This is a genomic window from Arthrobacter sp. efr-133-TYG-118 (assembly GCF_030209755.1).
Lineage (GTDB): Bacteria > Actinomycetota > Actinomycetes > Actinomycetales > Micrococcaceae > Arthrobacter.
Genome location: NZ_JARVRH010000005.1, coordinates 106539 through 119604, shown reverse-complemented (window position 1 = coordinate 119604; position 13066 = coordinate 106539). Strand labels below are relative to the sequence as shown.

The following is a 13066-nucleotide window of genomic DNA, read 5'->3' as shown; positions in this document are numbered from 1 at the left end:
CGGCGACCATTTCGTCAAACGTAGGGGAGGGGGCTGACAGTTTAGGCGCTGGGACGTGCCACCGCCCGGCCAATTGGACGGGCCTCCCGCAGCCTGTTCCCACGACGGCCCAACACTCGTAATCTGAATGCTGGGAGGTGGTTCCTGTGGAAGCAGCCCAGGGAGATCGGATCATCATTCATGGCAGAACGGTCGGGGCGTCCGACCGGCACGGCGAGATCATCGAAGTCCGCGGAGCAAATGGTGCGCCGCCGTATTTCGTGCGTTTTGACGATGGCCACGAGACCATCCTGTATCCGGGTGGTGATTTCACGATCGATCGCACAGGCGGGAGTTCGTAACCCCGGGGCCGGCCGTCTTCGCGTTGAGCTAAGGTAAGACTTACTTGCTGAGACGACCGGGGGAGGGCGCGTGGACCAGATCCTTGACCTGCCCTTTGAAGTTGCGCTTGTGGCACTCTTCGCTGTGGTGATGGTCCGGGTCAACGCGACGTACTGGATCGGCCGCGGCGCAGCAACTGGAATCGAACGCACGCGTTTCGCACGCGCTTTGCATCGCCCCAAAGCAAGCAAAGCGCAGGCCTTGATTCAGCGCTTTGGCCCCTACGCCGTCGTACTGACCTTCCTGACGATCGGACTCCAAACCGCCGTCAACCTGGCGGCGGGGGCTGCGAGAATGCCACTGAGCCGGTATCTCCCTGCGGCAATAGTCGGCTCCGGCATCTGGGCCTTCGTCTACGCGACCATCGGGCTGGCGGCCATAGATGCGTGGCTCGCCGTCATGGCGGCCTCCCCTTTGGCCGCCGTTCTCCTGGTCCTCTCCCTTGCCGGACTCGCAGTCTGCCTGGTCATGCGGCGTCGGCGTCGGACGGCTGTCGCGCCAGAAGATACAGTGGTCTGAGTTCCATTACCGGACCGGCGAAAGGGCAGGCGTTGAGTATTGAGCTTCCGGACCTTGCGGAAGGCGACTTCTACTACGAATCGCTCGGGAATGGGCGGTTCCGCTCGACCATCCACGCCCAAGGCGCATGGAATCCGCACGAGCAGCACATGGCGCCCGCGTCGGGCATCATGGCTGATGCCCTGCTCCGCCATGAGCCGCGCGACGACGTCCGGATGGCCCGCCTCAGTTACGAAATCCTGGGATTGATCCCGGGCGGCGAATTCGAAATCACCACCAGCACGCTCCGCCCTGGCAGAACGATTGAACTGATCCAGGCGGAACTCTCGGCGGCAGGACGCGTGGCCATCCGGGCCACCGCCTGGCGCATGGCCACCAGCGACACGAGCGCCGTCGCCGCCATAGAAGACGTCGCCATGCCGGCCCCGGACGAATGCAAACCCTGGGACGGCGCGAGCGTGTGGCCCGGCGGGTATATCCGGTCCCTGGAAATGCGGATCGCGGAAGGCCACCGGGCGGGCTCCGGCAAGGTCTGGATCCGCACGGAGCATCCGCTGACTGATGCAGCCGACAGCCGTGACCTCGCGAGGCTCGTCGGACTCGTGGACACCGCCAACGGTATCGCCGCCCGCGTCTCACCGGGCAAGAACAGCTACATCTTCCCCAACCTCGACCTCCAGGTCCACATGTACCGCGAACCTGCAGGGGAATGGCTGGGCCTGGACAACATGGTCTCCTTTGGCGATGACGGCATCGGCCTCACCTCCACAGTGCTCCACGACATCAGCGGCCCCTTCGGCCGCGCTGAACAGATCCTCACGCTGAGGAAGGGCTGATGGCCCGGGAGCGCGCCGGGGAGCAGCGCACTCTGACGGTGGTGCGTCAGGAAGAATCGCTTGGCGTCGCTGATGACCTGGACTTCGGGATCGAGCTCCTCAACCGTGCCCGCAGGGGGCTGCTGGCGCCAACGCTGCGTTTGTACCGGCCCCGCCCTACCGTGGCGTTCGGGCAACGCGATGCCAAGCTGCCGGGATTCCAGGCCGCGTCCGAGGCCTGCCGGGACCTGGGCTTCGAACCATTGATCCGCAAAGCGGGTGGCCGGGCAGCGGCCTACCACCGGGGCACCTTGGTGATCGACCATGTGGAGCCGCACAACGATGCGATTGCCGGGGCGAAGGCCCGTTTCTCCTTCTTTGGCGAGCTCCTGGCGGGTGCGCTCCGCCGCGTCGGCGTCCAGGCCGCTGTCGGGGAGATCCCCGGCGAGTACTGCCCGGGTGAGTTCAGCGTCCACGGCCTCGACCCGGATTTTCCAACACACCAGATCAAGCTCGTCGGCACCGCCCAGAGGGTGGTCTCCGGGGGATGGCTGTTCAGCTCGGTGATCGTCGTCGAGAACTCGGCACCCATCCGCGAAGTCCTCACTGCCAGCTACGGAGCCCTCGGACTGGAGTGGGATCCCGCCACCGCCGGGGCGGCCAATGACCTTTTGCCGCAGCTGGACGTACCCACGGTGGAAGACGCCGTCGTCGCGGCTTACGCGGAATACGCCGAACTCATCGACGGCGATTTCCAGAGCCTTCTCCCTGTGACGAGCACAAGCACGCCGTTGTAGACGAATACCGCCAGGACTACGCTTGAGGCCACAACCAAGTGGACCGGGCGGTGGCTTCCTCCCGGAATGGAATCTGCCGCCCTCCTGAAGCGAGGTAGAGCAATGGACAAGAAGCCATCCGTTGTCCACGATTCCGACGCGGACCTCACCGTTGGCCCGCCGAAGCGATCCGCCGCGGGTTTGCCCAGCCTGGTGGACTCCTTGCCCCATGCGTTGCGCCAAATGGGGCCGTCCCGCACCTGGAAGTCCCTCTTGGCCATGAACCAGAAAGATGGCTTCGATTGCATGAGCTGCGCTTGGCCGGATCCTCCGGAGCGGAAGCTGGCCGAGTTCTGTGAGAACGGTGCGAAGGCTGTCGGGTGGGAAGCGGATCCGCTCAAAGTTCCGTCCACTTTCTGGGACGAGAACGACGTCGATTCCCTCGCCGGGCGCTCCGAATACTGGCTGGGACAGCAGGGCAGGCTCGTGGAACCGGTGTACAAACCCGCGGGTTCGAGCCACTACCGTCCCATCAGCTGGGACAATGCGTTCCGGATTGTGGCCCGTGAACTGAATGCCCTGGAATCGCCCGACGAAGCCACCTTCTATACGAGCGGCCGGACGAGCAACGAGGCCGCGTTCGTCTACCAGCTCTTCGTCCGGGCTTTCGGGACCAACAACCTGCCCGATTGCTCGAACATGTGCCACGAGTCCACCGGGCTGGCCCTCGGTGAGACACTCGGCGTGGGCAAGTCCGCCGTCACTTACACGGACTTCGCCAAGGCTGATTTGATCATCATCATGGGCCAAAACCCCGGAACCTGCCATCCCCGGATGCTCACCGCCCTGGAAGAGGCAAAGCTCGCCGGCGCTAGCATTGTCGCGGTGAACCCGCTCCCCGAAGCCGGACTCATCAACTTCAAGAACCCGCAGCGGCCCCGTGGCCTGGTGGGCAAAGGAACGGACTTGGCGGACCAGTTCCTGCAGATCCGCCTCGCAGGCGACATGGCGTTGCTTCAAGCCGTCTCCAAACGGGTCCTGGAGGCAGAGAAGGCGGCACCTGGGGCAGTACTGGACCATGCGTTCATCGAGGAGCACTGCCAAGGCCTCGAAGAGTTCCAAGCCCATATCGACAGCCTGGATGAGCAGGACGTCCTCGCCGCAACGGGCCTGCGGACCGAGGAAATCGACGAGCTTGCGTCCCGCTACCTGCGTGCCGAAAAGGTCATCGTTACCTGGGCCATGGGCCTGACCCAGCACAAGAAGGCCGTGGCGACCATCAAGGAGATCGTCAATCTGCTCCTGCTCCGGGGGAACATCGGCAAACCCGGCGCAGGTCCGTCGCCGATCCGTGGGCACAGCAACGTCCAGGGCGACCGCACCATGGGCATTTGGGAGAAGATGCCGGAACCGTTCCTCGACGCCCTGCAGCAGGAATTCGGCTTCGACCCGCCGCGGCACCCGGGCGTCGATTCCGTGGACAGCATCCGTGGCATGCGGGACGGCCGGATCAAGGTGCTCGTAGCGCTCGGTGGAAACCTCGTGCATGCAATGTCGGACACCACTGCGGCTGAGGCTGCCGTCCGCAAGACCCGCTTGTCAGTCCAGATTTCCACGAAACTCAACCGTTCCCACGCCGTCGTGGGGGAACAAGCGATGATCCTGCCGACGATGGGCCGCACGGAAATAGACCGCCAGGCGAGCGGCGAGCAGTTCGTCACCGTCGAAGACACCGTCTGCGCGGTTCACCGTTCGGCGGGAAGGCTGGAGCCGATCTCCGACAAAGTCTTGTCCGAAGTGGCGATCGTGTGCCGTATGGCCGGGACGGTACTCGGCGATAAAGTCCCCGTTGATTGGCGAGCTTTCGAGGCGGACTACGACTCAGTGCGCGAACACATTTCCCATGTGGTGCCTGGTTTCGAGAACTTCAACCAGAAAGCCCGGAGCCGTGACGGCTTCGTCCTGCCCCACGGCCCCCGTGACGAGCGGAAGTTTCCCACCGCCACGGGAAAGGCAATGTTCACGGTCAACGACCTTGAGACCATCCACGTCCCGGAAGGGCGCCTGCTGCTCCAGACAGTACGCTCCCACGATCAATTCAACACGACCACCTACAGCATGAACGACCGCTACCGGGGCGTGAAGAAGGGCCGCATGGTGCTTTTTGCGCACAGCGAGGACCTGGCTGATCTGGGCCTTGCCGACGGCGGCTATGTGGACGTACACAGCGAAGCCGACGACGGCGTGGACCGGGTCCTGCGCCAGTTGCGGTTGATCGCGTACCCGACAGCCCGCGGTTGCGTCACTGCCTATTACCCGGAAGCGAACGTCCTTGTGCCGCTGGATTCGACCGCCGAAGGTAGCAACACTCCCGCGTCCAAATCCGTGGTGGTGCGCCTGGAACCGGTCGCACCACCCGGATAACTCCCTCGTGGGCGTCAGGCGGCGAGGCGCGCTTCGACCTCGGCAGCGGAAGGGTTGGTGGCCGCGGTGCCGTCCGGGAAAAGGACCGTGGGGACGGTCTGGTTGCCGCCGTTCAGCTTCTCGACGAGTTCGGCAGTGCCCTCAACCTGTTCGATGTTGATCTCGTTGTAGCCGATGCCCTTGGCGTCCAGCTGCTTCTTGAGGCGGTTGCAATAACCGCACCAAGTGGTCGAGAACATAGTGATGGTGCCGGATTCGGGGGTGAAGTCCACGGATTCTCCTGTCGTCTTTGTTACGAACTACTCGCGTCAACGGTAACCCGGCAGTCGCTATTCCTTCGCGCGCATGTGTCACATGACACGGTGCACATAGAAACGCACATAGAAACGGCGCGACGCATCGCGCCGCGCACGCCCGAAGAATAGAAATCGACGCGCGGTTCCCCAGGACCGTTAGAAGCCGATCCTAGAGCGACTCTTCGACGGCGACGCCGGATTGGAACTCGCGGCCGTCGGCTTCGCTGAAGGCCGTCATCACGTGTCCCTTGCCAAGGCCGTTGATCGCCGAGAGAGGGAAATGGCCCGTAATGGTGTTCCCCGAGTGCTCAACACCCTTGAGGTCGTAGTTCTCTTCGGCGCTTTGGTCATGGTTGAACGAGAAGAAAGCGATCGCCTCCCCGTTCATGAACTCGATGCCCAGTCTTCGTTGAGAGGAATAATCAGGAGTGGCCGCGACCAAGCCGACGACAAAGGCGCCGGAACCAGGGATGTTGCCCTCGATCTCGAACTTCGCCACGAGCGTGGCTTCCGTGGCGGTGATGCTGGCCTGCTTCAGAAGTGCCTCATGGATGCTCATGGCTCAATCCTGCTCTGTGCGACCTCCGCCGTCCACCCCTGATCCGGGTTTTGTCAGAGCCTTGCCGTCGGCCGGATCTGATCGGGCCTGCGGCCGAAATCAGCCCTGACCAGCCGGAAGACGTGCTGATACAGGTACCGGCAGGGCCTCCCTCGCGGCCCGGAAGGCTTTTAGGGTTGAGGACGTGGATAACCGCAATGGAAGCATGAAGAGTTTGCTCGTCCCCTCTGCGGCGCTGTTGTGGGGGTTCCAGTTCGCGTTCCTCAACCCTGCGCTGGCACTCCTGCTGGTGGCCCTCTTCAACGCCACCCCGGCCGAGGTGGGATGGGTCCTCGCTGTCTACAACGCCAGCGGCTTCGTCGCCTCCCTCCTCGTGCCGGCATATGCAGACCGTGCGAATGACTACCTGCGGCCCATGCTGGCCTGTGGCGTCCTGACCCTGGCGCTGTCCGCCCTCCTGGCGGTGAGCACGTCGCTGCCGCTCGCCGTCGTGGGCTTGATCGTCCTTGGCGGTCCTGCAGGAGTAGGCAGCTCGCTCTTGTTCGCCCACCTCAGGCACTCAGGTGCCGGAACGACTGATGTGGTGAACACGCGCGCGATCGTCTCCTTCGCCTGGGTGGCGGGGCCGCCCTTGGCGACGTTCATCATGGGCGCGCTGGGAAACCGGGCCATCCTCCTCGCCCTCGGAGCGGTTGCGGTCCTCAATGTCGCCACGACTGCTGCCATGATTTCCCGACGGCGTGCGGCTGTCATCGAAGATCACCCCAAGGCCCAGGGCGAAGAGGACGGGCACCCTTTCTCGAAAATGGGGGTCGCCGCCGTCGTCTTCGGCTTTATCGCCCTGCAGGCCACCAACAGCGCCGCAGTGTCCATCATGGGCCTGTTCGTGACCCATGGGCTCGGCGTGGACGTCATCTGGGCGGGCATCGCCCTCGGCGTGTCGGCCGCGCTTGAGATCCCTGCCCTCTTCCTGATCGGGCGCCTGGCGCGCCGCTACTCCAGCCGGGGCCTCATTGCCTCCGGATGCGTGGCCGGAATCGCCTACTACGCGGCCATGGCGTTTGTCTCCAACCCGGCCACCCTGATTGCGCTCCAAGTCCTGAATGCCTGGTTCTTCGGGATTGTGGCGGGTGTGGGGCTGACGTTGTTCCAACGGCTGATTCCCCGTCCCGGCCTGGCCTCCGGGCTCTACACCAACACCAGGCGAGTCGGAGCTATCGTTTCGGGCCCCATCATCGCTGTGGGATCGACGACGGCCCTCGGCTACCAGGGCGTCTTCGCGGCTTGCGCAGTCCTCACTGTCCTGGCGCTGCTTGTCATCGTGCTGGCCGGGCGGCCGCCGCGGCGAATGCCGTCGAAGAAACGGCCTGCCGCCTCTGCGCCGGCCCTTGACGCTATCGCTTGAGCCTGATGACGCGCAGGATGATGCCTGCTGCGAACATGATCACGCCCAAGACCGCCGATAGCGGCGGAAGCGTGGCGACGAGGATCACGCAAGCCAGTGCCCCGAACACGTGGAGCGCTTTGGGGTATCGGCGGTCTTCGGCCGGCTGGGTGAACGCCGCAATATTGGCGACCAAATAATAGATCAGCACGCCGAACGAGGAGAAGCCGATCGCGCCGCGCAAGTCCGCGACCGCGACGATCACGCAGATCACGACGGCGAGGGTGACTTCGGCCCGGTGCGGGACACGGTACCGGGTGTGGATGGCGGCGAGCCAGTGCGGCAGGTCATGGTGCCTGGCCATTGCCAGGGTGGTCCGACCCAGGCCGGCGATGAGCGCCAGCAGGGCACCGAGGGAAGCGACCGCGGCTCCAACACGGACCACCGGAACGGCCCAGGAGAAGGTCCCGGCCCCGACCGCGGCAGCGAGCGGCGTCGAGGTGCCGGCCACGCCGTCCGGGCCGAGCGCGGCGAGAAGGGTCACCGCAATGACGGCGTAGAGGACGACGGCGACGCCCAACGCGATTCCGATGGCACGCGGGATGGCGCGCCGGGGGTTGCGGACTTCCTCTCCCATGGTCGCGATCCTCGCATAGCCGGCGAAGGCGAAGAACAACAACCCGGCGGATTGGAGGATTCCGTACCAGCCGTGTGCAAGCAGTCCATCCCCGGGAATGTTGGCCGGGGAGGGAGCAGAACCGCCCCAGCAGGCTGCCACTCCAACGGCGAGGGCCGCCAGCACTGCGAGAACCAGAAGACGTGTGAGGCCGGCCGTGCGGGTCACCCCGTGATAGTTCACGACGGCGAGGACGACGACGGCGGCGATCGCCACGGGACGTTCCCACCCCGGAGGGGCTGCATAGGCAGCGAATGTCATGGCCATCGCTGCCGCGCTGGCGGTCTTGCCGATGACGAATCCCCAGCCGGCCAGGTATCCGGACCACGGTCCCAGTCGCTCACGACCGTAAATGTACGTTCCGCCCGACGTGGGATATGCGGCGGCGAGCTGGGCGGAGGACGTCGCGTTGCAGAATGCCACGACTGCTGCGACGACGAGTCCAATCAGCAGCCCTGATCCTGCGGCGGCAGCGGCCGGGGTGAAGGCCGCGAAAACACCGGCGCCGATCATCGAGCCCAATCCGATGACGACCGCGTCAAAGGTGCCCAGCCGCCGGGCCAGGGCCTGGGGGTTGCTCATGAGCCTAGGACTTCCCCGTGACTGTCAGGACGATGAGGACGCAGTTGAGGCCCACGATGAGGGCGGCGCTGGTCCACCCCGCAATCTTCAATGCCGTGGAATCCGTGTGGATGCCCATGACCTCGCGCTTGCCGGTGAGCCGGATCAGCGGAATCAAAGCGAAAGGTATGCCGAAGCTCAGCAGGACTTGGCTCAGCACGAGCGCCAGGGTGGGTTCTATGCCCGCGCCGAGAATGACCAAGGCCGGGATCAGGGTGACCACTCGGCGAAGCAGCAACGGCACCCGGATCTTGAGGAGTCCGCCCATGACCGTTGCGCCGGCGTAGCATCCGACGGACGTTGAAGCGAGGCCCGAGGCGAGCAATCCGACGCCGAAAGCCACTCCGATGATCGGACCAAGGGCCGATGTAACGGCGGCATGGGCCCCGGCGATGGTGTCGGTTCCCTCTACTCCCCGCAAGCTGGATGCCGCTAAAAGGAGCATGGCGATGTTCACGACTCCGGCCAGCATCAACGCCCCCACGACGTCCAGGCGGGTGGCCTTGATGAGCCTCGTCCGTACGGCGGGATCTTGCGAGAACCCATGCCGGTCACGGGCCAGGGCCGAATGCAGGTAGATGGCATGCGGCATGACGGTGGCACCGAGCATGCTCGCAGCGAGGAGGACAGTGTCCGTGCCTTCGAACCGTGGCACCAAGCCAGCCAATACTCCACCGGTCTCGGGGGGATTGACGAAGAGCCCCGAGACGAAACCGACGGCGATGACGGCCAGGAGCATCATGATGGCGTACTCAAAGGATTTCTGGCCCCGTGACGACTGGAGCGCCAGGAGCAACATGGATGCCACGCCGATGATGATTCCGCCCATGAGAAGCGGCAGTCCGAAGAGAAGGTTGAGGGCTACCGCTCCGCCGATGACTTCGGCCATGTCGGTAGCCCCGGCAACCACCTCCGCCTGGACCCAGAAGAGTCTGCGCCGGTGGGTTCCCAACCGTTTGCCCAGGAGTTCCGGCAGGCTGTGGCCGGTGGCCAAGCCGAGTTTCGCCGACTGGTACTGCACCAGGACAGCCATGACGTTTGCCGCTACCAGGACCCACACGAGCAGGTAGCCGTAATTCGCTCCGGCAGTGAGGTTTGCCGCGACGTTTCCCGGATCCACGTATGCGATCGCAGCAACGAAAGCCGGCCCCAACAACAGGAGCCGGGACCTCCATCGGGTCTTGCCTGGGCGCTGCTCCGCAATAGTGGCGGCCATGGTTTCCTCAACATCGGGGATACGGACATGATGAGGATACCGTTAAGTTAGGCATGCCGAAAAGTCGTTTTTAGGTGCGGCTTGATATGTCGTGGGTTCAGGCGTGGGTGGGTTCTTCCACCAGCGCCGTCGCGATGCTGTCCGCGTCGTCGAGTGCGGCGAGGTATCGTTCGGCGTCCAAGGCTGCGGCGCAACCCGTGCCGGCGGCCGTAATGGCTTGGCGGTAGCGGTGGTCCACGGCGTCACCGCAAGCGAAGACGCCAGACAGATTGGTAACTGTCGTGGGGGAGTCGACCTTGATGTAACCCTCGGCGTCGAGCTCCACCTGTCCCGCAACAAGGTCCGTCCGAGGGACATGTCCAATGGCCACGAATATGCCCGTAGCCGCATGTTCGCGCAATTCACCGGAACGTGCGTCAGCCAGGGTTACCCCGGTGACCTTGGTGTCGCCGTGGATTGCGGTGATGGCCGAGTTCCAGGCGAAGCGGATTTTCGGATTGTCCTTGGCCCGCTGGGCCATGATCCGGGAGGCCCGGAGCTCTTCCCTGCGGACGACGACGGTCACGGTCTTCGCGAACCGGGTCAGGAACATCGCTTCTTCCATGGCCGAATCACCGCCACCCACCACGATGATTTCCTGTTCGCGGAAGAAGAAGCCATCGCACGTGGCGCACCACGAAACGCCGTGTCCGCTCAGCCTCTTCTCTTCGGGCAGGCCGAGTTCCTTGTAGGCGGAACCGGTCGCAAGGATCACGGCCCGTGCTTCGTGGGTGTCACCCGAGCCGGTGACCACGCGCTTGAGGTGGCCACGCAGATGGACTTCAGTGACGTCGTCGAACGCTATCTTGGCGCCGAAGCGCCCGGCCTGCTCCTGCAGGCCATCCATGAGCTCGGGACCCTGGATTCCAGCGGGGAAGCCGGGGAAGTTCTCCACCTCCGTGGTGTTCATCAACGCGCCGCCGGCGGTGACCGATCCGGCAAGGACGAGGGGGCTCAGGCCCGCCCGGGCGGCATAGATTGCCGCGGTGTAGCCGGCAGGGCCGGATCCGACGATGATCAGCTGTTCTTTGCTCATGGGACAAGTGCAACAAGGACGAGGACTTCAATCAAGGGCTCGACAATCCGAGTGCATAATGGGTGAATGTCCAGCGAAGCCAGAGCCGTCCTGATCCGGCCCATGAGTCCCGAGGATTGGCCCGAGGTCCGTGCGATTTTCACCGAGGGTATCGAGACCGGGCAAGCAACCTTTGAAGCGGCAGCCCCGGACTGGGAACAATTCAATACAAGCCGCCTTCCTGAGCACCGCTTCGTTGCCGACGTATCCGGCCGCGTGTTGGGATGGACAGCCGTTTCCCCCGTGTCCGCGCGCCCAGCCTATGCCGGCGTCGTCGAACACTCCGTCTATGTCGCCGGTTCTGCCCGCGGACGGGGCGTCGGAAGCCTGCTGCTGAAAGCGCTGGCTGCGTCGACCGAAGAGCATGGCATCTGGACTATCCAGTCCAGTATTTTCCCCGAAAACCAGGCCAGCATCCGCCTTCACCAGGCCAATGGCTTCTCCATCGTCGGCCGGCGTGAACGCATCGCGCGCATGAGTGCCGGGCCCCTTGCCGGCCAATGGCGGGACACGCTCCTGCTTGAACGGCGCTCACGCCGGGTCTGAAGAGCTACTCTGCCCGGTCCTGGTGCGCGCGGGTGACAAAGTGTTCAACGCGACGGTCCGGAACCAGCCAGATGAGTGCCACGACTGTGTAGGCTGCGACACCGAGCAAAGGATGCAGAAGGCAGAGGCCCAGACCGGCCAGATAGATGAGCGGCGACGTCTTCCCCTTCCAGTCCCGGCCAATCGCTTGAGCGAGTGCACCCTGGCGCCCCTGGTGCCGGATCAACGACTGCTGCAGGACGAAGTACGCAATCGCGGCGCAGAGCAGGTTGAACCCGTAAGCCAGCACCGGGACCTCGGCGAAGCCCGACTCATCCATCCAGCGCGTGCTGAACGGGAAGAGGGATATCCAGAACAACAGGTGCAGGTTCGCCCACAGTATTCTGCCGTTGACCCGATCCGCCAGATGGATCATATGGTGGTGGTTGTTCCAGTAGATCCCCACGTAGACGAAGCTCAGCAAGTAGCTGAGGAACGTGGGAAAGACGCTGAGCAAGGCATGCCAGCTCGGTTCCGCGGGCACGCGCAGCTCAAGCACCATAATGGTGATGACAATGGCGAGGACGCCGTCACTGAATGCCTCGAGCCGGTTCTTGTTCATCGGATTGCCTTCATGGGGACATCATCGTTGCTGCGGACTCCCGTGGCCAAGCGACACTCCCCGACAGCAGAAAGCCCCACGAAGCGCAAGCCCGCGGCGAGAGAGGCGGTGCACGCGCCCCGCAGGGACTTTTCCGATGGGACGGATCAGGTCCAGTTCGGCTTGAGAACCTCGGTCCGGTCCGTTGCCGGGGCCGGGGTTGGCGAGAGGGCCGAGATCCTGTCGCGAAGTTCCGCCGTCATCCCGACGTCCAGTGCAGCCAGGGACTCCTCGAGCTGTTCGAGGTTCCGTGCGCCGGTGATCGGCGCAGTGACAGCCGGATGCGACATTGCCCACGCCACGGCGAGTGTCGCGGGCTTGATGCCGGATTCCCGCGCGAATGCGGTAAACCGATCGGCTGTTGTCAGGTCGCTCTCGACGCCGTATCGGTCTGCGTAGCGGGCATTTTCGACGAGCCTGCCGCTTTCGGGACGTTTGCCGGCGCCATATTTGCCGGTCAGCAACCCCGCTCCGAGCGGGCTGTACGTGATGACGCCCATATTCTCCGCCTGGGCCAACGGAAGAATCTCCACCTCTGCCTGTCGCTTGACCAGGTTGTACATGGGTTCGATCAGTTCAAACCGGGCGAGCCCTTCCTTCGCGGAGATGCCCTGGGCCGTCGCGATCTGCCATGCCGCCCAGTTGCTGACGGCAGGGTAGAGGATTTTCCCCTGCCGCTGCAGATCGTCAAGTGCGCGCAACGACTCCTCGATGGGTGTGTGCTCATCGAAGGCGTGGACAAAATAGAAGTCGATCCAGTCCGTCCCCAAGCGCTTCAAGGTCGCCTCGACCGCGCGCACGATGTGGCGGCGGGACAGGCCCTGGGCGTTGATGTCCGCGCCGGTGGGGTAGAACACTTTGGAGGCAATGACGACCTCGTCCCGGCTGTCCGAGACGAGCTTGCCCAGGATCTCCTCCGAGCGGCCGCCGCCGTAAACATCGGCGGTGTCGAAGAAGTTGATGCCTTTCTCGCGGGCCCGGTGGAACATGTCCGCTGAAGCCTGCTCGTCGGCTTCGGAGCCGAACGACATTGTCCCGAAGCACAACGGGGAAACCCGCACTCCGGTCCTGCCTACGGTGGTGTACTGCACGCTTTCCC

The 13066-nt window shown here is 64.2% G+C and carries 14 protein-coding genes; 7 read left to right on the top strand and 7 right to left on the bottom strand.

The features are described 5' to 3' along the window. The first annotated feature begins 146 nt into the window (after positions 1 to 146). The 5 genes from QRN59_RS05035 to QRN59_RS05015 all read left to right on the top strand — a co-directional run bounded on the left by QRN59_RS05035 (position 147) and on the right by QRN59_RS05015 (position 4915). Positions 147 to 341 (top strand): DUF1918 domain-containing protein, encoded by a 195-nt coding sequence (locus QRN59_RS05035; RefSeq protein WP_059389323.1) that lies wholly within the window; start codon positions 147 to 149, stop codon positions 339 to 341. Positions 342 to 411: 70 nt separating this feature from the next. Continuing rightward, positions 412 to 900: a DedA family protein gene (locus tag QRN59_RS05030; RefSeq protein WP_284981409.1), complete on the top strand. Its 489-nt coding sequence runs from the start codon at positions 412 to 414 to the stop codon at positions 898 to 900. Positions 901 to 932: 32 nt separating this feature from the next. After that, a complete protein-coding gene (locus QRN59_RS05025; protein ID WP_284981408.1) occupies positions 933 to 1736 on the top strand; it encodes a thioesterase family protein in 804 nt (267 codons plus the stop codon). Beyond that, positions 1736 to 2512: a lipoate--protein ligase family protein gene (locus QRN59_RS05020; protein WP_284981407.1), complete on the top strand. Its 777-nt coding sequence runs from the start codon at positions 1736 to 1738 to the stop codon at positions 2510 to 2512. The genes QRN59_RS05025 and QRN59_RS05020 overlap by 1 nt, the downstream gene beginning before the upstream one ends. 102 nt (positions 2513 to 2614) lie before the next feature. Beyond that, positions 2615 to 4915: an FdhF/YdeP family oxidoreductase gene (locus QRN59_RS05015; RefSeq protein ID WP_284981406.1), complete on the top strand. Its 2301-nt coding sequence runs from the start codon at positions 2615 to 2617 to the stop codon at positions 4913 to 4915. Between the two features lie 14 nt (positions 4916 to 4929). Here QRN59_RS05015 and QRN59_RS05010 read toward each other — a convergent pair whose 3' ends face one another. Both QRN59_RS05010 and QRN59_RS05005 read right to left on the bottom strand, forming a co-directional pair. Beyond that, positions 4930 to 5187 carry a mycoredoxin gene (locus QRN59_RS05010; RefSeq protein WP_284981405.1) on the bottom strand — a complete coding sequence of 86 codons (258 nt, stop codon included), beginning with the start codon at positions 5185 to 5187 and terminating at the stop codon, positions 4930 to 4932. A 193-nt stretch (positions 5188 to 5380) separates the two neighbouring features. Continuing rightward, entirely contained in the window at positions 5381 to 5770 is a 390-nt protein-coding gene (locus QRN59_RS05005; RefSeq protein ID WP_184735461.1) for a hypothetical protein, read from the bottom strand. Positions 5771 to 5975: 205 nt separating this feature from the next. Here QRN59_RS05005 and QRN59_RS05000 point away from each other — a divergent pair, with 205 nt between their 5' ends. Continuing rightward, entirely contained in the window at positions 5976 to 7175 is a 1200-nt protein-coding gene (locus QRN59_RS05000) for an MFS transporter (RefSeq protein WP_284981404.1), read from the top strand. Here QRN59_RS05000 and QRN59_RS04995 read toward each other — a convergent pair. The 3 genes from QRN59_RS04995 to trxB form a co-directional block, all read right to left on the bottom strand. Then, the gene (locus QRN59_RS04995; RefSeq protein WP_284981403.1) at positions 7165 to 8412 is read right to left on the bottom strand and encodes an APC family permease; all 1248 of its coding nucleotides are present in this window, start codon (positions 8410 to 8412) and stop codon (positions 7165 to 7167) included. The two genes, QRN59_RS05000 and QRN59_RS04995, sit on opposite strands and share 11 nt — an antisense overlap. A 4-nt stretch (positions 8413 to 8416) precedes the next feature. After that, a complete protein-coding gene (locus tag QRN59_RS04990; protein ID WP_284981402.1) occupies positions 8417 to 9667 on the bottom strand; it encodes an Nramp family divalent metal transporter in 1251 nt (416 codons plus the stop codon). A 97-nt stretch (positions 9668 to 9764) separates the two neighbouring features. Continuing rightward, complete coding sequence (trxB, locus tag QRN59_RS04985) at positions 9765 to 10742, bottom strand: thioredoxin-disulfide reductase (protein WP_284981401.1); 978 nt, start codon at positions 10740 to 10742, stop codon at positions 9765 to 9767. A 66-nt stretch (positions 10743 to 10808) separates the two neighbouring features. On the opposite strand from trxB, the gene QRN59_RS04980 reads away from it, so the two are divergent. Further along, the gene (locus tag QRN59_RS04980) at positions 10809 to 11327 is read left to right on the top strand and encodes a GNAT family N-acetyltransferase (RefSeq protein ID WP_284981400.1); all 519 of its coding nucleotides are present in this window, start codon (positions 10809 to 10811) and stop codon (positions 11325 to 11327) included. A gap of 4 nt (positions 11328 to 11331) precedes the next feature. Here the strand turns inward: QRN59_RS04980 and QRN59_RS04975 are convergent, their stop codons facing one another. After that, a complete protein-coding gene (locus QRN59_RS04975) occupies positions 11332 to 11928 on the bottom strand; it encodes a TMEM175 family protein (RefSeq protein WP_284981398.1) in 597 nt (198 codons plus the stop codon). 146 nt (positions 11929 to 12074) lie between these two features. Then, the gene (locus QRN59_RS04970; RefSeq protein ID WP_284981397.1) at positions 12075 to 13058 is read right to left on the bottom strand and encodes an aldo/keto reductase; all 984 of its coding nucleotides are present in this window, start codon (positions 13056 to 13058) and stop codon (positions 12075 to 12077) included. Between the last annotated feature and the right edge of the window lie 8 nt (positions 13059 to 13066).

Bases quoted from the DNA above. Each gene is read 5' to 3' on its own strand.
- QRN59_RS05020 (WP_284981407.1), top strand. From the start codon at position 1,736: ATGGCCCGGGAGCGCGCCGGGGAGCAGCGCACTCTGACGGTGGTGCGT.
- QRN59_RS05000 (WP_284981404.1), top strand. From the start codon at position 5,976: ATGAAGAGTTTGCTCGTCCCCTCTGCGGCGCTGTTGTGGGGGTTCCAG.
- QRN59_RS04990 (WP_284981402.1), bottom strand. From the start codon at position 9,667: ATGGCCGCCACTATTGCGGAGCAGCGCCCAGGCAAGACCCGATGGAGG.
- QRN59_RS04975 (WP_284981398.1), bottom strand. From the start codon at position 11,928: ATGAACAAGAACCGGCTCGAGGCATTCAGTGACGGCGTCCTCGCCATT.
- QRN59_RS04980 (WP_284981400.1), top strand. From the start codon at position 10,809: ATGTCCAGCGAAGCCAGAGCCGTCCTGATCCGGCCCATGAGTCCCGAG.
- QRN59_RS05015 (WP_284981406.1), top strand. From the start codon at position 2,615: ATGGACAAGAAGCCATCCGTTGTCCACGATTCCGACGCGGACCTCACC.
- QRN59_RS05005 (WP_184735461.1), bottom strand. From the start codon at position 5,770: ATGAGCATCCATGAGGCACTTCTGAAGCAGGCCAGCATCACCGCCACG.
- trxB (WP_284981401.1), bottom strand. From the start codon at position 10,742: ATGAGCAAAGAACAGCTGATCATCGTCGGATCCGGCCCTGCCGGCTAC.
- QRN59_RS04995 (WP_284981403.1), bottom strand. From the start codon at position 8,412: ATGAGCAACCCCCAGGCCCTGGCCCGGCGGCTGGGCACCTTTGACGCG.